Annotated in this window: 21 protein-coding genes; 12 read left to right on the top strand and 9 right to left on the bottom strand. The window is 36.7% G+C overall.

All coding sequences use genetic code 11. The annotated features are described in order from the left end of the window. The 4 genes from OL225_RS10410 to OL225_RS10395 form a co-directional block, all read right to left on the bottom strand. The gene (locus OL225_RS10410; RefSeq protein ID WP_264518191.1) at positions 1–2,811 is read right to left on the bottom strand and encodes a TonB-dependent receptor; all 2,811 of its coding nucleotides are present in this window, start codon (positions 2,809–2,811) and stop codon (positions 1–3) included. A 204-nt stretch (positions 2,812–3,015) separates the two neighbouring features. Then, complete coding sequence (locus OL225_RS10405; RefSeq protein ID WP_047375524.1) at positions 3,016–3,552, bottom strand: TetR/AcrR family transcriptional regulator; 537 nt, start codon at positions 3,550–3,552, stop codon at positions 3,016–3,018. Between the two features lie 68 nt (positions 3,553–3,620). Then, positions 3,621–4,334 (bottom strand): hypothetical protein, encoded by a 714-nt coding sequence (locus OL225_RS10400; RefSeq protein ID WP_264518190.1) that lies wholly within the window; start codon positions 4,332–4,334, stop codon positions 3,621–3,623. Between the two features lie 137 nt (positions 4,335–4,471). Next, complete coding sequence (locus OL225_RS10395; protein ID WP_047375519.1) at positions 4,472–5,353, bottom strand: cupin-like domain-containing protein; 882 nt, start codon at positions 5,351–5,353, stop codon at positions 4,472–4,474. Between the two features lie 236 nt (positions 5,354–5,589). Between OL225_RS10395 and OL225_RS10390 the strand changes: the two genes are divergently transcribed. From OL225_RS10390 to OL225_RS10355, 8 genes are all read left to right on the top strand, one after another. Further along, complete coding sequence (locus OL225_RS10390) at positions 5,590–6,885, top strand: Ig-like domain-containing protein (protein ID WP_264518189.1); 1,296 nt, start codon at positions 5,590–5,592, stop codon at positions 6,883–6,885. Positions 6,886–6,926: 41 nt separating this feature from the next. After that, positions 6,927–7,838 (top strand): hypothetical protein, encoded by a 912-nt coding sequence (locus OL225_RS10385; protein WP_264518188.1) that lies wholly within the window; start codon positions 6,927–6,929, stop codon positions 7,836–7,838. Beyond that, positions 7,825–8,460 carry an ATP-binding cassette domain-containing protein gene (locus OL225_RS10380; RefSeq protein WP_047375511.1) on the top strand — a complete coding sequence of 212 codons (636 nt, stop codon included), beginning with the start codon at positions 7,825–7,827 and terminating at the stop codon, positions 8,458–8,460. The genes OL225_RS10385 and OL225_RS10380 overlap by 14 nt, the downstream gene beginning before the upstream one ends. A 92-nt stretch (positions 8,461–8,552) precedes the next feature. After that, positions 8,553–8,717 carry a bacteriocin-like protein gene (locus tag OL225_RS10375; RefSeq protein ID WP_156118363.1) on the top strand — a complete coding sequence of 55 codons (165 nt, stop codon included), beginning with the start codon at positions 8,553–8,555 and terminating at the stop codon, positions 8,715–8,717. 238 nt (positions 8,718–8,955) lie between these two features. Beyond that, positions 8,956–9,312, top strand: coding sequence for a winged helix-turn-helix transcriptional regulator (locus OL225_RS10370; RefSeq protein ID WP_264518187.1), 357 nt, complete (start codon positions 8,956–8,958; stop codon positions 9,310–9,312). 50 nt (positions 9,313–9,362) lie between these two features. After that, positions 9,363–10,358, top strand: a complete 996-nt coding sequence (locus OL225_RS10365; protein ID WP_264518186.1) for an MsnO8 family LLM class oxidoreductase — start codon at positions 9,363–9,365, stop codon at positions 10,356–10,358. 62 nt (positions 10,359–10,420) lie between these two features. Continuing rightward, entirely contained in the window at positions 10,421–10,975 is a 555-nt protein-coding gene (locus tag OL225_RS10360; RefSeq protein WP_264518185.1) for an AAA family ATPase, read from the top strand. Between the two features lie 63 nt (positions 10,976–11,038). Beyond that, positions 11,039–11,602: a DUF6624 domain-containing protein gene (locus OL225_RS10355; RefSeq protein WP_264518184.1), complete on the top strand. Its 564-nt coding sequence runs from the start codon at positions 11,039–11,041 to the stop codon at positions 11,600–11,602. A 69-nt stretch (positions 11,603–11,671) separates the two neighbouring features. Here OL225_RS10355 and OL225_RS10350 read toward each other — a convergent pair whose 3' ends face one another. The 5 genes from OL225_RS10350 to OL225_RS10330 all read right to left on the bottom strand — a co-directional run bounded on the left by OL225_RS10350 (position 11,672) and on the right by OL225_RS10330 (position 15,589). Next, the gene (locus tag OL225_RS10350) at positions 11,672–12,751 is read right to left on the bottom strand and encodes a DUF418 domain-containing protein (RefSeq protein ID WP_047375502.1); all 1,080 of its coding nucleotides are present in this window, start codon (positions 12,749–12,751) and stop codon (positions 11,672–11,674) included. A gap of 187 nt (positions 12,752–12,938) precedes the next feature. Beyond that, entirely contained in the window at positions 12,939–13,283 is a 345-nt protein-coding gene (locus OL225_RS10345) for a YciI family protein (RefSeq protein WP_047375499.1), read from the bottom strand. Positions 13,284–13,359: 76 nt separating this feature from the next. Next, positions 13,360–13,926, bottom strand: coding sequence for a Crp/Fnr family transcriptional regulator (locus OL225_RS10340; protein WP_264518183.1), 567 nt, complete (start codon positions 13,924–13,926; stop codon positions 13,360–13,362). Positions 13,927–14,027: 101 nt separating this feature from the next. Then, positions 14,028–14,363 (bottom strand): nuclear transport factor 2 family protein, encoded by a 336-nt coding sequence (locus OL225_RS10335; protein WP_264518182.1) that lies wholly within the window; start codon positions 14,361–14,363, stop codon positions 14,028–14,030. A gap of 89 nt (positions 14,364–14,452) precedes the next feature. After that, positions 14,453–15,589: a tetratricopeptide repeat protein gene (locus OL225_RS10330; RefSeq protein WP_264518181.1), complete on the bottom strand. Its 1,137-nt coding sequence runs from the start codon at positions 15,587–15,589 to the stop codon at positions 14,453–14,455. A gap of 170 nt (positions 15,590–15,759) precedes the next feature. Here OL225_RS10330 and OL225_RS10325 point away from each other — a divergent pair, with 170 nt between their 5' ends. From OL225_RS10325 to OL225_RS10310, 4 genes are all read left to right on the top strand, one after another. Beyond that, complete coding sequence (locus OL225_RS10325; protein ID WP_264518180.1) at positions 15,760–16,263, top strand: DinB family protein; 504 nt, start codon at positions 15,760–15,762, stop codon at positions 16,261–16,263. A gap of 72 nt (positions 16,264–16,335) precedes the next feature. Beyond that, entirely contained in the window at positions 16,336–18,102 is a 1,767-nt protein-coding gene (locus OL225_RS10320) for a S41 family peptidase (protein ID WP_264518179.1), read from the top strand. A 572-nt stretch (positions 18,103–18,674) separates the two neighbouring features. Beyond that, positions 18,675–20,837: a type VI secretion system Vgr family protein gene (locus OL225_RS10315; RefSeq protein WP_047375485.1), complete on the top strand. Its 2,163-nt coding sequence runs from the start codon at positions 18,675–18,677 to the stop codon at positions 20,835–20,837. A 6-nt stretch (positions 20,838–20,843) separates the two neighbouring features. Next, entirely contained in the window at positions 20,844–22,103 is a 1,260-nt protein-coding gene (locus OL225_RS10310) for a tetratricopeptide repeat protein (protein ID WP_264518178.1), read from the top strand. Positions 22,104–22,109: the final 6 nt, after the last annotated feature.

Genomic DNA, 22,109 nt, shown 5'->3' with positions numbered 1-22,109 from the left:
TTAAAAATCAAATTTCACTCCCATCGTAAACCTTGGTCTGTAATATTCAGCCTGAGCTGTTCTACTCTGGATTCCCTGGTAGTATCTTAACGGCTGATTGGTCAGATTATTGGCTTCTGCGAAAACTCTGAGCTGGCTTGTAATCTTGTAAGAAGCATTGGCATCAAGGAAAAACTGTTTGTCATAATAACGGTCGTCAAAAGCTTTTCCTCCCAGTTCATCAATATAATGAGACGCATAGTTCATAGAAACTCTGGCTGAAAAACGTTTATTTTCCCACGAAAGAGATCCGTTGAACATATGTGGAGCTGCTCCGGGAAACCCTACATCTGTTCTTTCAATACCTTCTTCATTGGTGATTCCTTTTGCTTTGGATTTGGTGTAAGTATAGTTCACATACACTCCAAGTCCCTTCCAGAAAGCGCCGGGAATAAAATCAAGCTGTCTTTGCAAAGCCACTTCAAAACCATAAATATCTACATTATCACCATTACGCTGCTGGGTAAACTTCCAGTTGCTTTCTCCCGCGGGAATTGGATTTGACTGTCCTGCAAAATCATTCGCGAAATCATTTGCAGTATAATTTCTTTTGGAATAGGTATAAATAAAATCGTTCAGGTTTTTATAAAAAACTCCTCCGGAAAGAATCCCTACAGACTTAAAGTACTTTTCCGCCATAAAATCAAAATTATACGCATAGGTTGCTTTTAAGTTTGGATTTCCGGCTGCAACAATCTCGTCTTCTGAAATCACGTTAAGGTAAGGAACCAGTGAATAATAATTCGGACGGGCAAGGGCTGTGGTAAATGCTGCACGAAGCACAAGATCCTGCATCGGAATATATTTGAAAGAAATATTCGGAAGTACGTTCGTATAGGTATTGGTATTATTGATTTGTCCTACCAGATCTTTTTCATTCATTACATAGTTTCCGGTGTAATCAATGTTAGTTGTTTCAATACGCGCCCCAACGATCATTGATAATTTATCATTGAAATCCTGATCCCAACGGATATAACCTGCATAGATCTGCTCCTTTGCGTTGTAATTGCTGGAAAGATATTTCTCCGGCTTTAATTTACCATTAAACAAAGTTGGATTGAATAAATCCAGCCCTCCAAGGAAAGATGGATCAACGAATGTTCCCGGAACATAATTTCCAGGCTGGAAGTTTTGGCCGTCAAGGTTTATCGTAGGTACGGATAAGAGGCTTCCCATAGTGTTGACCGGAGTAAAGGAATAAAAATCATTTTCTCTTTCTTTTTTCTTCAGACGCATACGGAAACCGGTACGAAGACGTCCTTTCTGGCCATCAATTACTGAAAATGGAAATCGTACATTCACTTTTGCTCCCAGTTCCTTTTCCTGTGTAAAGTTGTTGGCATCCGAAAGATCACTCAATTTATAACTGCCTAAATTATCTGCAGCAAGGAGGTTGAACATTGGTTTCTCAGGATTGCTAAGATCAGGAGAGAAATTCATTTTGCTGTTTTCAAACTCTATATAACGCTGGTGAGGCTTATCTTCACTTGCTATTGCATAGTTGACGGACCAGTCAAGATCTATCTTGGAGCCTAATAAATGTTCTCCTCTTAAAGCATAGTTCTGAACTTTCTGTTTTTCCAGACGGGTGTTGTCATTATCAGCATCACCACCTTTATTCTGTCTTGTGATACTTCCTTTCCAGTCTGTAATTTCTGTTTCATCGGCGTTATAGACTGGTTTTATTTTATATCCTAAAGCCAGTCTTGTTTCTTTATCATTCCTGAAATTATACATTGCAGAAGCATAGATCTTGTTTTTGGAATTGAATTCATAATCCATATTGAGATCAAAGCTGTGCCTGATACGGTGTTCATTATAGTAACGTACACCCATTTTACTTACATAAACTGTTTGGGCCAGATCGTTTGCCTGGCTCCATACAGGTTCTATATTATCCGAACCGAAATTGTTGTTGTTATAGGAAAAACTGAATACAGCACCTAATTTTTTGTCTAAAAATCGGTTTCCATACACAAATCCGGCTGTGTAATTTCCTTTTTCACGGATAGGGTTGTATCCTCCGGCAACGGTTGCAGAAATCCTTTGTCCGTTCGGAGAAGCTCTGGTAATAAGGTTTACAGAACCTCCAATGGCATCGGCATCCATATCAGGCGTCAGGGTTTTATTGACTTCTATGGTGGAAATCATATCAGAAGGAATCAGGTCCATCTGGACGTTACGGTTATCACCTTCAGCAGAAGGAATTCTGTCACCATTCAGCGTAACAGAGTTTAGATTGGGAGCCAGTCCTCTGATAATAAGATTTCTGGCTTCTCCCTGATCATTCTGTATGGTAACTCCCGGAACACGCTTCAAAGCATCTCCTATATTGGCATCAGGAAAACGCCCGATCTGATCAGAAGAAATCACATTGGTAATATTGGCGTTATTTTTTTGCTTGTTTAAAGCTCTTGCCTGATTTTTTAAAGTAGCTCCTGACACTACAATCGCAGCAATTGACGTTTCTTTTTTGTCGAAAACGATATTCTGACGGGTGTTTTTCTCAGACTCCACTGTTACATTATATTCATGGATGCCATAACCAAGATAATCAATTTTCATGGTATAGCTTCCCGGGGGAACATTCAGAAATACAAAGCTTCCGTGTTCATCTGAGGTCGTATAGATATTTCCCGGAGTCAGAGAGATTTTGGCTCCCGGCAGAGCTATTTTTGAATCGTCGTTGATGTTTCCGGAAAGAGAACCGCTCTGTGCATAGAAAAAAATAGAGGCACAAAATAAAACAGATGTAAAAATTTTTTTCACTTTTCTTATTTTAAGATAAAAATCACAACAAAATTAAACGTCTGTTTGGGGAAAGTGTTGAAGAGAAAATTAAGGTTTTCTTAAGAATTGTTAATATAGAAAGATAAAAGATCTTGTTGTTAAAATTCAATAGGGGTGGGCTTTAGCCCGCCTTACAAATTGTAAATAATTCTATTGGCTTTAGCCCAAACCTGGAATTTTCGTTTATTGGGGAATACTCAATAGATCCTGCACAATAATTTTAGACTTTTCGATTAATTCATTTGATCTGTAAAGCTGGCTGGTGAGTATCGAACTTTCAAAAAGAAGGTATATATGGGCTGATGCAATATCGTTTTGGATATCTTCATTGAAGCACTCCCTCAGCTTGTTTTTATGATAACGGATTACCTTGTGAATCTCTTCTTTATCAGCAGGAATTTCAGATAAAATATTCAGAAAGCTGCATCCTCTGAAGTCTTCTCTTTCATTCATATCAACCAGAAAATCGAACGACTTCAGGATTTTTTCCTGTACTGTTTTTGCTTCTGATGTAAACTGTTCAAGCTCAGAAGCCCAGTAGTCATATCTTTTATTGAGAAACTCAATACAAAGCTCATCTTTAGATCTGAAATGCTGATAAAAACTTGCCTTTGATACATTTGCCTCTTCAATGATCTGATTGATGCCCGTATTGTTGTAGCCTTGTTTATGGAACAGAACCATGGCAGTGCTTAGTATTCTTTCTCGTGGTCGGGGCATAATATAAGATTTTTGCAAATTTAGAAAAATATGGACAGACTTGTATGTTGATGTATGATAGATTGATTTTAAATAAATCCTCTTGCGTAATAAATCTGAACAACAAAAAATAGTACCGTGAAAAACCAAACAATATAAGGATGATAACTAAAATTATTTTTCAGAATATAATGCAGCGCTTTGAAAAGCTTAAAGACACCAATAATTCCAACGATAATAAAAACCAGAAAGACCAGAAAGACCAGATAATCTCTTGTCCCATAGTCACTCACCTTGCCAAGATGATCCAGATAAGCCTCTACATTCAGGGTTTGTCCTAAAAACATTACTGAACTGATTAATATAAAAAATGGAGTAGAGGTATACACAGTGGTATAAATAAAAGAAAACAGCAAAGTCCGGAAAGTGGCTGTATTTATTTTTTCCTTTTTGTACCATAATAAAGCAACGCTGAAGAGTACTGCAGTAATATTATTCATCAGAAATATAAACAGGGCTTTCTCTACCATACTTAATCCCTTGATCTTTGAAATAATATTGTGTTCACCACCGTAATCCATTAAAAGTACAGAGATAATAACAGAGGTATAAACGGAAAGCTTAATGGGAGAAAGATAATCCTGAAAACGTTCCGTCTCTTCTTTCTCCATCTCGTGTACAGAAAGATCATAGCAGCGGCGGGGATCCTGAAATAATTTGAAAATGGTAACCGGAACCAATAATATTTCAATAATAATCTGCAGACATAGTTTCTCAAAACTATCGATCAACTTTTCAAACATATACACGGGTATTAGGGAACGTATATGCAATTTAATTAAATTTTAGACGATATTTCAAAAATAGAGCCTGCAAATAAAAAAGAGTGGATGATTGTACTTAAATCATCCACTCTTTTATAACGTAAAAACAATCCTTATTATTTAGGAAGTCCTTTTCTTAATGCATTATTAGCTATTTCTACTGCTTTTCTTTCTTTCCAGTCCATATACCTTTTTTTGTATCGTCCTTTCATGAAGTTATCAAAATTACGCTGAACAGCAAGATTCCAAAGAGAATGTGCTTTTACAGCCCAGCTTTTGTCCCATGCACGCAGGGAAATAGAGAAAGATCCATCCAGGTATTTCATCCAGTGCCACCAGCCGGTAGGCATGAATAAAGTATCTCCGTGTTCCAGGTAGCATTCGATTCCTTCAATACCATCCAATGCCGGAAATTTTTCAAAATCAGGATTGGCAATATCATAATCTTCCAGTGCGTAAGTAGCATATGGAAGTTTATAAAGTCTGGATTTCCATTTGTACTCAAACAAAAGAACATGTTTTCTTCCATTGAAATGGGTATGGAAAATATGAGGCATGTCTATGTCATAGTGAAGGAAGGTCACAGAACCTTTCCCACCGAAAAACATACTCGGATATTTATCTAAAAATCCACCCATCAGATTCTTTGGCGGAACATAATCATCCAAAAGTTTTGGTGCAAATTTTATAGGATCAAAGAAAAAGATTCTCAGATCAGTAGGCTCCCTCTGAATAAGGTCTACGTAATCACGAAATTGCATTTTCGTCGTTGGAGTATTGATGGGAGCGGCAGGATCTGCTTTGGAACTGTCGTAAAGGGGAACTTCAACGTCGCCTACCACTTCTTTCATGTACTCCATCGTCCATTTTTGGTAGGCAGGCCATTTTCTAGCCATATTTCTGATTACCACTGGCTTACATGGCTTTAGATATTTTTCACGGAAATCTTCTTGTGAAATATCATCTACAATATCAATTGGTTTAAGGATTATTCCCATTTGTTCAAATTATTAAGCTAAAGTATTAAATATTTGCGACAATAAAATGGAAAGAATTAAAATTATTTGGAATTGATATAAATAAATGAAAAAATACAGATTCTGACTTCTTTTTGGTGGAGTTATTATGCCGGTTTCATGGTTTCTAAAGTCTTAAAATGTACTGTGTTTATACCATACAATGAGATTTGCAAAATATAATAATTGTGTGTATCATTGTGCTATTAAAAATAGCCATGAAACGTTTTACAATCATTATTTTCTCACTTGTATTTGCAAGTGCTTTTTCACAGAAACAAACCAAAATTTTTACTTTAGATATTGATAATTTTTGGGTGGCTTATGACAGCATTCAAAACACAAACGATCATTCCAGAAAACTGGATCTGATTAAGAAATTGTATACTGATAAAGCAACAAAAGGCTTAAAAGCATTTATGAACGCAAGAGATTATAATGACAGTCTTTATGTAAAACTTATTGACAAGTATCCTAAATTCTGGAATACCATCAGGCCAAATACGTTGACAATTAAGGCCAAGACCAATGAATTTGAAGCCAGCGTTGACAGGCTGAAGCAGATTTACCCTGAGCTAAAAGATGCCGAAATGTATTTTACTATTGGCGGGCTGAATTCCGGAGGAACAGTGAGCGGAAACATGGTGTTGGTAGGAGCTGAGCTTGCCACAGGGCTTCCTTCTACAGATGTTTCAGAATTCAAAGATGAATGGCTGAAAGGTGTTTTTGCAATGCAGTCTCTGGATAATATCGTCTCTTTAAATGTTCATGAATATATCCATACCCAACAGATCGGAGACCGTAGAAGAGTTCTAAGCCAATCTATAAAAGAAGGTGCCTGTGATCTGATTGCCGAACTAGTCATGAATAAACCTCTGGAAAGAAAATATCTTTCTTATGGAGCGGCTCATACAGCTGAAATCAAAGAGTTATTTAAAAAAGAAATGTTCACCGGTAATTTTACGAACTGGCTTTATAACGGAAGACAAAAAGGAGAAAGTGCAGATTTAGGATATTACGTAGGATATGTGATTTGCAAATCATATTATCAGAATGCTAAAGATAAAAAGCAGGCAGTTAAAGATATTATTGAGCTGAATTATGACAATGATAAAGCTGTAGAAAATTTCCTTACCCAATCAAAGTTTTTCAAAGAAAAAACGAGTGATTTGATTAAGGAATACCGTAAGATGTCGCCGGATGTTGTAAAAATAGATCCGGCAAATGGTTCTGTAGAGGTAAGTCCAGATGTAAAAGAAATACGAATCACTTTTTCAAAAGAAATGATGCCAGGATACTATTCTTTCAACCTTTCTGATAAAGGAAAAGAATATATGCCGATCACCAAAGTTATTGGAATGGAAAATACTGATAAAACTTTGGTTTTGGGAGTAGATCTTAAGCCTGGTAAAGAATATGAATTTGTCCTCACGGATAAAAGTTTCAGGTCCAAAGAAGGCTATTCTCTCAAAAATGAGGAACTTGTTATAAAATTTAAAACGGGGAACAAATAATCTGATTCTTTACTAAAATCGTCAATCTTCAGTTAGCTCCATTGAAAAAAATATTACATCATTTTAAATTCAGATTCTATCAAAGTTTCAGGCTTTTAAATCTGAACCCGAGAGCAGGCGTTCCTGTTCTGATTGTTCTGGGAGTTCTGATCGTCATGAAACTACCTGAAAGCTGCTATTATCCACCCTTATTTTTCCTACTGGTATTGCTGTTTCATTACGAAAGAAAAGACATTCCTTTTCTTAAAAAAGCCTTTGTCAAAAGCTGGCGGTGGATCATTGTACTGGAAGCCGCATTGATCTACAGTATTCTCCTTTGCGGAAATATTCATTATACATTGGAGAAAACCGCGTTGTTTTCATTGCCAATGTTTGTCTTACTGGCTTTTATCACGCCAAGAAGCCAACCTTTGATGACATTCCGGTGGAACTTTATTCCGGATGATTTATTTGAATGGAAAAGCTTTCTGAGAAAAAATACCTTGCTCGCAGTACTGGGGTTTGTTATTTTATGGGGTTCAGCTTACCATTTTGTGACTCTGATTCTTGCGGGAGTTTTTGCATTGGATTATATCTCACATCTTTACGAACCTAACGAAAACAAAGAAATGCTGGAAATGTATTTCAAAAAATATACTTTAAAAGAAAAACTCAGAAGAAATTCTCTGCTTTTCAATGCTTTGCTGCTGCCAACCTACTGTCTGTTTCTGATTCTGCATCCTGCCGAAAGTGTATACATACTTTATTATTTTGTTTTTATGAACCTGTATTATATGCTGATTCTAACCAGAAAATATAAGCAGTATTATTATAAAGAAAAGAGTAATTACTACAATATGGGTGTTTTTATTGAGTATACAATATGCAGTATGATCATTATTCCGGCGGTATTCCTATTGAAAAATAATATAAAAGAAGCTTCTCAAAATATTAAAACATATGTTGGAGATTAAAAATATACATGTTCATTTTAAAAATCAGAATGTTTTAAATCATCTGAATCTATCCATAGAAGAAGGCTGCATATTGGGACTGCTTGGCAAAAATGGGGCAGGAAAGACCACTCTGTTTGAATCCTTGTACCAAAGTATACCATTCTCAGGTGAGATCAGCTGGAAGAATGAACGGTTGAAAAGGGAAATGATTTCTTACCTGGAAACCGAAAACTATTTTTACCCTTATATTACGGGAGAAGAATATCTTGCCTATTTTACCTCAAAAAAAGAAACTGAAATCAAAGAAATCATTGAAAGATTTAATCTTCCTCTGAAAAAATATGTGCAGTATTATTCCAGCGGGATGAAGAAAAAACTGGCTCTTATCGGGATGCTGATGCTGGATAAGCCTATTAATATTCTTGATGAACCATTCAATGGAGTAGATTTTGAAGGGGTTCATATTCTTTATGACATTATCAGACAGTTGAAATCTGAAAAGAAGGTAGTCATTGTGAGTTCCCATATTATCGAAACCCTTTTTCATACCTGTGATAAAATTGCCCTTTTGCAAGATGGAAAAATTGAAAAAATCTACGATAAAGAAGAATTCAGCCTATTGAATGCTCTTAAATTCTAGGTGTAAAATTTAGCATTATTTAACAATCAAAATTAAAACTGTTCAGCAATTTTTTTACTAAATTGTCATTTCAAACTAATAACTTATTTATTATGAAAAATCTAAAGAAAATCGCAAGACAGAGTTTAAAAACAATCACAGGAGGTCGTCCGCCTGCAGAGAGTGAGTGTATAGCATGTGGCTGTCCTACATCAACATGTTATTACAGAAATGGAAATGGTGGTGGCGGTGGATGTGCTGACATCAGATGCGCATAAAAACTTTATAAACAGACCTTCCGTTATTCGGAAGGTCTTATTTTTTCTGTATTAATTTTAGTATCTGTATATTTCCTTACACCTATAGCTCCAGTTTCTGTGTTTTTGGTTCCGGAAAGATCTGGTGCCAGTACATAAAGATCTGTTCATTTTTATTATTTTTTCTGCAAATTTGCAGAATAGACTTTCAGAAAATTATATACTTATCTTTTTGAAAGTGTAATTAAAAAACGATTTTATGCCTGAATTTTTCCACGATAAAAGACTCTATTATACACCTATTGAATTTGCATTAAGTCATATCGGAGGAACCTGGAAAATGCCTGTTCTATGGAGATTGCAGGAAAAACCTCTTCGTTTCAGTGAGCTTAAAAAGGATATTCCTCATATTACAGACAAAATGCTGACCAGCCAGCTGCGCGAACTGGAGGCCAAGGACATGATCCATCGTGAAGTATTTCCCGTAGTGCCGCCGAAAGTAGAGTACAGCCTTACAGAGAAAGGGAAAAAAGCCATTCCGGTTATTGAAACCATTATGCAGTTTGGCTACGATCTGATCAAAGATGAAGGAATTGTCTTTCCGCCTAAAGAATGAAAAGGTGTATTGTCTTTTTTTATACCTTCACATAAAATCTATTCTATAGTATGAAGCTGAAATTAGGAATCTTAGACCAGTCACCTGTAACAATGGGAGGCAGTGCGGCCTCTGCATTGGAAAACAGTATCAATCTTGCTTTATTGGCTGAAGAAACAGGTTTTCATAGTATTATGTATTCCGAACACCATGGAGTAGAAGCTTATGGCAGCTCCAGCCCTGAACTTTTAGCAGCAGTTATATTAAGTAAAACCAACCGTATCAAAATAGGAACCGCCGGAATTATGATGCGGAACTATTCTGCCTATAAAATTGCGGAATGGACCAAAATGCTGTCTACCCTATATCCTGAGCGCTTTATTCTCGGATTGGGAAAAGCTCCCGGAGGATTAAAAGATGCTGTAATGGCACTCAATAATCATAAACCGGTAGTTTTATCAAATATGGAAACGAAACTGGAAGAGATCATTCAATTGATCAGAGATGAGGAAAGTATTTATGACGGACTTATTGCACAACCCACTCATGTACAATTTATTCCTGAAATTATGTGGCTGGGATCAGGAATGACTTCAGCAAAAGAAGCTGCTAAACATGGGACAGGATATTCTTTCGCCGCTTTTATGAACAGTGAAAACGGAATGGAAAATACAGAAGCTTATCTGAGAGAATTTGACGACATTCAATATTTTTCCCAGCCTTCTTTGCAGGTAGCAGTGGCAGCATCAGTAGCAGATACTATTGATACAGCAAGAAGGAATGCTTATGGAATGGCCTATCAGTTTTTACAATCCCGGCAATTAGTCAGTCCTAATGCTGTTCTTTCTCCTGAAGCTATAGAGCAAAAGATTTTGGGAACTAAAGATGAAGATGAGTTTTTCACCTTTTTAGAAAGAATTATCATAGAAACGCCACAATCTGTGGAGCATAGATTGCAACAGGTTGCAGAAAAATACAATACGGATAATCTTCTGATATTATGCAATATGTACCAGGAAGAAGATCGCGTTCATACTTATAAAAGTATCATTAAAAATAATAATTAAGCCCCATAGAAAACCTGAGATTTTGTTATAAACGGGGCTGTCTTTAAAAATAATTCAAACCGATGAAGCAGGATATTTCAAAATTACATATCATTACGGGTGGTCCAGGAGCCGGAAAAACAACGCTGTTGAACGTATTAAACAAATATGGTTTGACAACAGTTCCTGAAGAGGGCAGGAGAATTATTACAGAACAGGTTGAGTCCGGAGGAGAAGCGCTTCCCTGGCTGAACAAAGAACTTTTTGCTAATCTGATGTTTGAAGAATCCGTAAAAACCTATTTGGAAATGGATCATGTGACCCATATGAAACCTGTTTTCTTTGACCGCGGAATATGGGATACGCTGGGTTATATGAGGCTTGAAAATATTCCTGTTCCGGAATTATTGATAACAAAAGCCAGAGAAATGGTTTATAATAACAATGTTTTCATTCTTCCTCCATGGAAAGAGATTTATGAAAATGACCAGGAAAGAAAACAAACCATTGAAAAAGCCATCCTCACTTTTGAGTGTATGAAAGAAATTTATCAGGAATTTGGCTTCAATATCATTGAGGTACCGAAAGTTACCGTAGAAAAAAGGGCCAGTTTTATCCTTGACAGAGTTCTGACATAAATCTAAAACTAACAGGCTCAGTTGAGGTATATGCTGTATCACCAATCAATTATCATTAATAATATGGACAATTTCTCATTTGAAAAAGAACTGATTGAACTTGCTGATAAAGATCTGACTGTAAGAGGGGAGCTGCTTGCTGCCGGAAAACTGTCCGGAGGTTACCATCCTGAAATGGAAAAGGTTCATAAAGCCAATGCACAGCGGCTTCGGGAAATTATAGCCGAAATCGGATTCCCAACTCTGTCAAAAGTCGGTGAAAAGGGAAGCAATGCTGCATGGCTGATTATCCAGCACGCTATTGGTGAGCCTGAATTTATGAAAGAATGCTGTACCATGATGGAAGAAAACAGCCATGATATTAATCCAATACATAAAGCTTATTTATATGACCGGATTCAGTTCTTTCAGAGCAAACCTCAAAAATACGGAACACAGCTTACCGCTGAAGGAATAGTGTATCCCGTAGAAAACAAAGAAACCTTAAACAAAGAACGCGAAAAAGTAAATCTTCCGGCACTGGCACTGGCAGAAATTAACAAAATTCCAGAACCTGAAAACATTCCGGAAATAGATGACCAAAATATTGAATATACGATTTGGAGAAGAAAAGTGGGCTGGATTTAAAGAATAGAAAATGGATACTAAAAACCAGACATGGAAGTTTCTTATGCCATTAATTCTTAATTTTTATTATTAACCGCTTATTTTTCTCATTATCATTTCCAAAGGCCCCTGCTTGAATTTTCTCCCCCAGAATTTACTGAAGTAAATACTCAAAACAAAGAATCCTATTGAATACAGGAGAATACCAAGTGGAGATACCCAAGCTTTATGACTCATTAAATCTGAATAATTTCTACCCTGTAATAAAGCAAATACAACCATTCCGAGGCTGAGATGAGATACATAGTGAGTAAGCGTCATTTGTCCGGCCCTGGCAAGGTCTGCGGTCCACTCTTTTTCAGAAATATACTGACTGATAAACATAAAACCTGCAATAAGCATCATTCCAAAACCTATAGTATTCAGGATAAAAGGTAATACTGGAGGAATATAATCTGCATTGATGAATTCACGCGTTTCCGTGCTGACATCCATGAAGGTGCTTGCATAACGGAATCCCTCTACCATAAGATATAATATCAGTCCAATGCAGAAGATCTTTTGCTGAGTCTGCTTAAGTGCCCAGTCCAGTCTTCCAAGATATAGCCCGACAGCAAAATAAGCAAACCATGGCAGTATAGAATTCCAGCCGTTGTAAAATGTATTTCTGAGAAATCCGGAAACGGTATAGAAATCTGTGTATTCAAAGGTGGAAAAATTCCATCCTGTTTCGAATGGGATAATCAGTAACAGCAGATGAAATAAAACAATGGCAATGGCTGCTGTTATCAGATAATATTTTTTATCTATGAATATCAGTAATGCACCTATACTCATATAACCGCCGTAGAAATGAAGAATATCAGCCGGCCACCAGAGACAAAACAGCATTCCGAATAGAAAAAGAAAGGCCGCTCTTTTGAGAATTGTATTACGAAGTCTTTTTCTGTCTTCCGAAGTATATTCCTGAAGACGATTGGTCATCAGCGCTACTCCCATACCAGCAAGAATTACAAATACCGTACTGGAATGTCCGCTGAAAAGAACCAACAGTTTTCCAAGAGTGGAATGATCATCATGATTTCCGAAGACCATATTGAAGTTCACGATAAACATTCCGAAAATAGCATAAGCCCGTGCCAGATCGAATCCGATGATTCTTTTTTTCATACTGAAGAATTATTTTCAGCAAAAGTCAAGAATAGGATCGGGCATTCCTTTGACAAAAGTCAAAAAATAAAAAGGAGTGGGGCACAGGAAGATAAAAGTAACAGAAAATCCCTTGAAATGATAGTGTTTTATTAAAAATTAAATAAAGAAAATCTCTTTTTAAAACTCCCATCTTCCTGCCTCCATCTTACTTATCCACCTTCAAAACTTCACGCACTTCAATGTTCCCCCCGATTTTAAAAATAGGATTTCCTTTAGCCATTTCTACTGCTTCATCAATAGATTCTGCCCTTACAATAATATATCCGCTGATGAATTCTTTGATCTCAGTATAAGGTCCATCCGTTATAATATTATCCGGTTTGACTGTTTTAGCAGCTCCGGGAGCAGGTAAAAGAGTATTTCCTTTATCCACCAGCTTATTTTGAGCAGCAATGCTTCCCAGCCAATTCATACGTTCACGGATCTGTTCCGGGGAAGGTTTAAAATCAGAAATATCTTTAAGTCTGAAAATTAATGCAAATTCTTTCATAGTCAGATTATTTTTTATGTAATAGAATGACGAATGGGAAGTCAAAATGGGGACAGAACTCTTATTTTATTATCACCTAAATTCTGGCTCTTATTCTGCTCAGGGTTTCCAGCGAAACCCCCAGATAAGAAGCAATATGTGTCAGTTTCAGATGATAAAAATACTCCGGAGATTTTTTCAAAAGACTTTCATAACGTTCTCTTGCACTCATTGTATGGAAATCAAAAAGCCTGTCCTCCAGCCAAATGGTGTACAATTCAGTTAATAATATATCATATTCCATCAGTTGCGGAAAGTCTTTTTTTGCAGTTTCGAATGCTGTATAATCAACGGTTTCAATAGTTACATCTGTCAGACATTCGATCACTTCTTTGCTTGGTTTTTGGTAGAGATAACTTTTAAAAGAAAGCGCAATATCATCCTGAAAGAAAAATTCAGTTGTTATTTCCTTTTTATCAGAGAAGAAAAATTTACGGGCAACTCCTTTAATGATTAGAAAACTTTTTCTGCATATCTCATTTTGCTGCAGCAGGATTTCTCCTTTTCGAACTTGCTTTACCGTTGTAATTTTGTCAAGAGCATCAATAGTTTCCTTGCTGAAACGGGATACAAGTGCCTGAATTTTTTCAATGTGTTCCGTCATGTTGGAATTTTATATTTCAAACTTATCCAATTTTAGCGTAACAGCAAAAATTCAGGTTAGCCGATTGAAATACCTTTTATTTTTTAGGGTAATAACTTATTTTAATCTTGTAATAAAGGTCTGGGATCAAACAAAACTTTTAAGGTATGAATCTTTCCATCTTTAATCTGATACCATCCGGAAGCTTCTACCGCTTTTTCTCCCATGTCAATAGTATACCAGAAACATACATCTTCACCAGATGTAAAAGCTTTCAGAATTTTATATTTAAACTTCATCTGCTTCATATCTTTGATGTAAACTGAAGCATTATCCCTTTTTCCCAATACTCCGATAAATTTAAAATCAGGATCAAGACAGCTTTCTGCCTTCTCAAAATTTTCTTCATTTAAATATTGAATGAATTGTTCTGCTGTATTTTGCGTTGTTTTGTCCATAAAAATTGTTTTTATTGTTGAATACAAAATTAGCGCTTCATTGGATGTCCCACTTGTGACTATAATCACAAAATGATTTGAATTTTCTATTACTTTAAAATAGTAATTCTGCCTTTTGCATATGCAATCTGATCTTTTTCTTTTTCCTGATCCGGACGGTTTTTAAGATACATCTGATAGTAGGTGGCTGCATTCTTTGGCTGTTTCAGATTCAGATCATAAAGAAGTCCTAAACGGTAATAAATAATATTGCTAGTACCAAAGGTTAATCCTCTTTTATAAGCTGTTACAGCATCATTATACTGGTTTTTGGATTCATAAATACCTGCCAATGCAGCATAATACAGCGTGGTGTGATCTGAAATAGCTTCATCAATAGTCTTCTGTGCATAGATGGCAGCATTGTTATAATCTTTCAGTTCCCGATAGCTTAAGGCCATGAAATATAATGTACCTTCGTTTTGTACTCCCATATCTTCCAGCATTTTATAAAGACTGATGCATTTCTGATAATCCTTTACATAAAAATAAGCTTGTCCCATATCATTCATTACATTCGCATCAGCATGGTTTTTCAGGAGTTTTTCACCAATTTCAATTACTTCCGGATACTTGGCGAGTTGATTGGCAACAGGTAATAGGGTCTGTTGTAAAGTGAAATTTCCAGTATCAGAAGCAATGGCTGTTTTCAAAACATCATATGCAGGCTGGTATTGTTTCAGACCACTGTAAGTCAGAGAAAGATCATAAGCTACATCAGGATCAGTAGAATTCAGAGAGCTCGCTTTTTTGAGGTAGTTCAGTTTGGTTTCAGGAGTATCAGCATAGGCCGCGAGCTGTTTATAAGCATTGAAGTTAAGACTATCCAACTGAATGATCTGTTGAAGATAAGCCTTGGCATTGGTTGCATTGCCCCGTCTGGAATTGATGCTGGCCAGACTAAATAGAGTAGGCAGGCTGTTCGGTTGTATGGTATTGATCTTTATATAATTTTTCTCTGCTTCCGGAAGTTTTCCGGCCATCATATTGCAGTAGGCTATTTGTGAAAGAGCTTTTACATCCTGTGTATCTCCGGGATATATGCTTTGAAGGTATTTGGCAGCATCGGCATAGCGTTGTGTCTCATAATATTCAAGCAGCTTTTCAGTGTCAATTTTTGCAGACTGAGCAGTGATATTGTTAAGGCCTAATAGTATAATGCACAAGCAAATTCCTATTTTCATCATGGTTATTTTTTATCTAAAATATTGGATATTTAATAAGCTTCCAAATTTTACGATCACATATTGGGGATTTTTTTAAATTTTTATGAATAATTTATAATAAAATCAAAACTTCTCCCATTAGATTTCTTATATTCATCCTGCAAAAGCAGATAAGCCAAATCCCAATAAATATGGAAATAAAAACGGTACAGTCATTTATCAATTATTATGAGAAAATAAGGGAAAGAACCAACCGCATTATTGCAGTTGTTCCGCCTGAACATATAGATTACTCCTATAAACCCGGGAAGTTTACCATTGGTGATCAGATAAGACATATTGCCACCATAGAACGGTATATGTATGGAGAAACGATTAAAGGCAAGAAAAGTGCTTATCCGGGATGTGGAAAAGAACTGGCTGACGGGTATGAAGATACCGTGAAGTTTTTCAATGAAATGCACAGACAAACGTTAGGAATTATCAATGGTCTTTCTGATGAAGATCTTACCCGCAAATGCCTGACTCCGGCCAACAGTGAAATCTCTGTCTGGAAATGGCTCCGCGCCATGATAGAACATGAGATTCATCACAGGGCAGAATTATACATCTATCTCAATCTTCTTGATGTAAAAACACCACAGATCTACGGATTTTCTGCCGAAGAAGTTCAGGAACTGAGCGTGAAACTATAGGATAAAAGGAGTGTGGGAAGAATTTCAACCCATTAGGGTTAATTTGTATATTAGCCCATTCAAAAAATAATAATGGCCAGACCTTTTATCATTCCTCTAATACTGTTTCTAAACAGTGCCTATGCACAAACTCATTCAGATCTGAAACCCGGAGACACCTTAAAGTATTCTCCCCAATCTCATAAACCCTCCTGGATCTCAGTACAGTCTGCAGATGCCAATCTCGGTATTGCGCTGTTTATGGATGGAAAAAAAGTAAAAGAACAGGATGATTCCAGAGGAATAAAAAGTGTTGAAAGATTCTACTTTACCCCGGAAAAAGGGAAAAAATATGAACTGAAAATCTGGGCTAAATCCTATACTGAAAAAAGTAAAACAGCCAAAGTTTCCATTACAGAATCCAAAAATGTACCTGTTATTAATGGTCAGTTCACTACTGATCAGTTTGTAGAAGACCTTAGAACATTCCGTTCTATAAGGGAAAAAGCAAATTCCGGACTGTATGTGTACAGAACAAAAAAACAAATTGACAGTATTTACCAACAGGCCGAGGAAGAAGCGAGAAACAGTAAAAATATTTTTGATTTTTATAAAGTAATTGCAAAGGTTACCGGATTTGAAGGAAGCTGTCATAACTATACAGACCTTCCCAACCATGCTTCTTATTATCTCACACAAAAACCGGAATATTTACCCATTACACTCAAGAATATTGACGGTCGTCTGCTTCAGGATTCAAAAGACAATGTATTGCCTCTTGGTGCTGAAATTCTTTCCATCAACGGAGTTCCTGCAAAAGAGATGATCAGCCGCTTTTCCCAATATTATTTTTCTGACGGATATTCTATACCTTACAAAGAAACAACAGGCTTTGAAAGAGGAATGCTGGATAAATTTTATATAGAATTTGGAACCCACAAAAACTATGTTATCAACTATAAATGGAGCGGGATCGTAAAAGAGATATCACTGCCGGGAATATCGTTGGAGAACTTTAAAAAACTTCAGGATTCAAGATATTCGCTTGCATTTGACAAAAAACTGCTTTCTGAAAAATACAGTCTGAATAAAGAAGGAGATGGAATCTACCGCTTATCTTTGAGAGGTTTTGATTTTGCAACCGGGAAAGACGATCCTGCCTATAAAAAATTCAGTACTTTTCTTGACCAGATGATGGACACCCTGGAACGCGAAAAAACAGAAAACCTGATCATAGATCTCAGAGGAAATACCGGAGGTACAGGAGCTCTTTATGAAAAAGTATTTTCTTATCTTACACAAAGACCTTTCCGTGACAGCCATTATGCCTATACAAAATTCAATGAAGTTCCTATGGAAGAAAAACTGGTGATTACACCTCTTTTTCTATCGAATGGAGTAACAGATAAAACCGGTTTGAACGCTTACCTGAAATCATTATATCCTAAAGCCGTTCAGGGGAAATACTATTGGGCAGATGATAAAAATCCTTCTATAATGCCTAATGACAAAACTTTTAAAGGGCAACTTTATTTATTAGTAGATCAGCGTGTTGCTTCGGCAGCCTCCCATCTGGCTTCTCTGATTAAGTCCTATACCAATGCCATTGTGATCGGAAAAGAAACAGTAGGAGGATATTATGAACATAACGGTCATCTTCCGCTGGTATATGAACTTCCCAATACCGGTATCCAGACAGGATTCTCTATTGTGCATGTTATTCAGGACGCACAGAATCTTCCCGACCAGAAAATAGGTCAGGGAATTATTCCTCACATTCAGGTACAACAGACCAATCAGGAATTCCTGGATCAGACGGATGTTTATCTGAAAAAAGTATCAGAACTCCGGAAACCGTAAAAATGATTTTATTTATTGTATTAAATTTAAAACCAGCTGTAAATAATGAATTTGCGGCTGGTTTTTTTATTGTTGAAATTCAGTTTTATTTTAGTTTATTTCTATCATAAGTGATAAATTTATTGTTTTTATTTATTAAAAATTGTTAAATATTCATCTGATAAAGAGATATTTATTTTATTTTTTTAATCATTTGTTTTGGAATTATGGATGAAAAGTCGTAGAACTACTACAAAATTTCAGATTAGTTACTGAAAATTTTTTGAATAGAGATTAGCGTTTTATCTTTGTAATACCACCAATCCAATTACAAAAAAATAATAATGATTAAAATTTGCCAATCATCACCATAAACCCAGGAGAAATCCTTGAATTCAGCAGGGGAATAAAGTAGATATAATACGCTGCTTTACCTTTTTTTACTTATTACATTATACCCTGTTTTGATCCCAATATCCGGATTTTATTCCTTAGAATAGAACACGGATAACGAAAATATATCTGATCTTTTTGACTCAGGTAGATTTTAGCCTTAAAAAATTTGACATCCAATCAATCAAAATATTATAACTATGTTTCAGGACGATCATTCACCCAAAATGCCTGTTTCCAAAGATAAAATTCCAGCTGCAGACAATCTGAAAGAGTCTCTTAAAGATCAGGCAGTAAGTAAAGCTGCCCAGAAAGTACAGGAAAAATCGAGTGGATCTATAAAAAAAGCTACTGAAAAGATGGTTCAGGCGCAAGCTTACACCGGAATGGTTCAAAGCGGTTCCCAAATGTTTATGAATCAGGTTAAACAACCTAATCCACCCACATTGGTAGAAGACAAAGTATGGTCAAAACAGCCTACTTCTGGAATCTATAATGCCAATACAATCCCCGGCAATCAGGTAGCAGGAATCAACCGTGTGATAAAACTTGAAATTGTAATTGATGGAAAAGTAATCAAACATTTCAAACATTTTCAGCTAAAACAAAGTGCTGTAAAGCATCACGAGTTCGATCTTATGCTGGCTCACGATACTCTGGGAAGCTCGGAAAACCATAATCTGGAAGAAGCTCAGAACTTTCTGGGAAAAAGAATTACAGTGATTTTCAGATACAAAGACGTTGAAGACGGTCCTGAAAGAAACTTTGTAGGAGTCATTACCGAAGTAGGGTTCAGTCAGGAAAAAGGAAGTCTGGGAAATATTGTTCTTACAGGTTCAAGTCCTACTGTTCTTTTAGATGCAGCTCCTCACATTCAGAGTTTTGGCGGAGCACAGGAGATAAGCCTGAACAGTATTGCAGATCAGGTGATTAAAGAAGGCCTAGGACAAAATTCCTTTGATTTCAGGGTAGATGCCGCACACGGAAACATTTCGTACAGCTCACAATATGAAGAAACCCATTACAATTATCTGGCAAGAATAGCAGAAGCATATGGAGAACAGTTTTATTATGATGGTGAAGTCCTGCATTTCGGGAAACTTCCACCTCAGGAAAAACCCGTGAAACTCACTTACGGAAGCAGTGTGAGTGACGTAAAAATCAAAATGAAAGCCCAGCACGTAAATCCCTCATTTTATGGATATAACAGTAGTAAAAATGAGAAATTAACTGCAGGGAATTCTAAGATTACCCATACTTCAGATATTGCTAAAAGGGCTTATGAAATATCAGAAAAAACTTTTACAACTCCTTCATTGAGAGTAGCTCCGATAAAAGCAGTGTCTTTTATGGACGTAGAAAACTCTCAGAAAGGAACAGCAGGAAGTAAAGCTTCAGAAGTATTTGTTATTTCAGGTGTTACTACAGTGCCATTCCTGTATCCGGGTTGTATTGCTGATATTGAAATGCGGAAAGCAGAAAGCAGTGAAACAACGTACTTCACCAAACTGATGATTATAGATATGTATCACGAGGTGGATGCAAGAGGATATTATACCGGAACATTTGAGGCAATAGCTTCTGACACAGGATTTATTCCACGACCTGAGTTCCATACTCCGAAAGCAGATGCACAATTTGCTAAAGTAATTTCTAATACAGACCCCTTAAATCAAGGAAGAGTTAAAGTTCAGTTCGACTGGCAGAACGGCTCTACCACTACAGAATACATCCGGGTGATGACTCCCGATGGTGGCGGAAGCGAAAAAGTAAGTAAAAACCGTGGCTTTATGGCGATTCCGGAAGAGGGTGATCAGGTAGTAGTCAACTTTGCCCATCAGCATCCTGACCGTCCTTTTGTGATGGGAGGAATGTTTCATGGTGGAGTTGGCGGCGGCGGCGGAACCGGAAATAATATTAAAAGCTTAAGCAGTAAAAGCGGACATACCATGAGCTTGGATGATGGCGGAGGAATTACCGTGAGAGATAAAGACCAAAATTCCGTTTTTCTGGATGGTGCAGGAAATATAAGCATAGACAGTAAGATTTCTATTACGCTTACTTGTGGAAGCAGTTCTATTTATATGGATAAAGATGGAAATATTCAGATTAAAGGAAAAGAAATATTTGTACAGGGGATTAATATCGGAGTCGGAGGAACCTCTAGTATCGGCGTTGGAGTAGGTCCTGAAGATGGTGATCCTACTTCCGGAGTCGGAATCAAGTCTGATACCCTGGATATTGGAACCAAAACCCTTTCCATGAGAGGGGATACCGAAGCCAATCTCAGCAGTGGAGGAAAAATAAATGTAGGCGGCGGAAGTGAAACAAATATTGTAAGTGGAACTGTAAAACTGAATTAAAAGCAGATGAATCCAGTAGATTTGGAGTTGGTTAAGTTAAAAAGACAATGGCAGAAAGTCGTTTCAAAGAACGAAGAAAAACCTATGCTGATCTGTATAGGAGAAAAACATGAAACCGATCTTTTTGACGGATTTATCAAATCAAAACTCTCCGAAGATGAAGAAGGGGATGATATTTTTTTACTCCATTACCAGGAATTTAACGGGATGAAATCCTTTGGACAGACTTTACTGGATGAATGGACCGAATTCTATGAAATGCTGAAGAAAAGTGAAGAGAATATTCCGGATTGGGACTTCAAAGATCCGGAAAAAGCTTTTAAAACTGATGCCTACAAAGCATTTTATCCTTTGCTGGAATTAAAGAAAAACTTCCCCAATATTAAGGATTCAAAAATCTACCTTTATATTGCTCCGCTCAGGATCAATGATACGGAAGAGCTCTCTCTATGGGTGAAAGAATGGTGCAGGATGTGTGAAATATCAGAACATAAAGACATTAAACTGGTCTGGGCAGAACACCATACCTATAGAACACTATCACAGATTCCATCAGCACACAGTTTCAGAGTAGAAGTGGATATTCATCAGTTAATGCAGAATACTGCAGCACATACTAACCGGAAGAAAAACAGTCCGGATACTGATTTTCAGCAGCAGATTCTTATAGCGAGTAATCATTTAAGTAAAGAAAGATTCAAAGAAGCGGAACATGCCTTGAAAACAGCAGTGAAGCTGGCTAAAGAACAAAAGAATAAACAGGGAGAAATCTCTGCCTATTTTATGCTTACCCAGGCGTATACAGCAGACAGAAAAAAAGACAGAGCAGAAGATACTTACCGGATCATATTTGAAGAAGTAGAACCAGATTCACCTCTGGCAGTTCAGATGTATATGAATTACGGAAGCCATCTGCTAGGAAATTCCAAAAAATCAAAGGCAGAAAAAATATTTGAAAAAGCTGCAGAAACAGCACAAAAGATTGGTGAATATGCAATGGCTATTGAATGTTACAGAATCATTGGAACATTAAATGATACTGTGCTGACAAGAGATAAAATGATAAGGTATTTTGAAAAATGCCTCGACATAGCAAAGTTAATGGATCCTTCGGTACGGGAACAGAGCAGCCTGCGGTTTGTAGCCTCAATGTTGATTCTCAAATACGAAGGAGATCATGATAAAAAAACAAAACTGGACAATGAAATGAAGACTTATTTTGGTGATGACTGGAGGGTAAGTGTAGAAAAACCAAAAGCAGGGTAATCTCAA

It is taken from the genome of Chryseobacterium viscerum, from assembly GCF_025949665.1.
In the GTDB taxonomy this organism is placed as follows: domain Bacteria; phylum Bacteroidota; class Bacteroidia; order Flavobacteriales; family Weeksellaceae; genus Chryseobacterium; species Chryseobacterium viscerum_A.
This window is presented reverse-complemented; position numbering and strand designations above follow the sequence as displayed.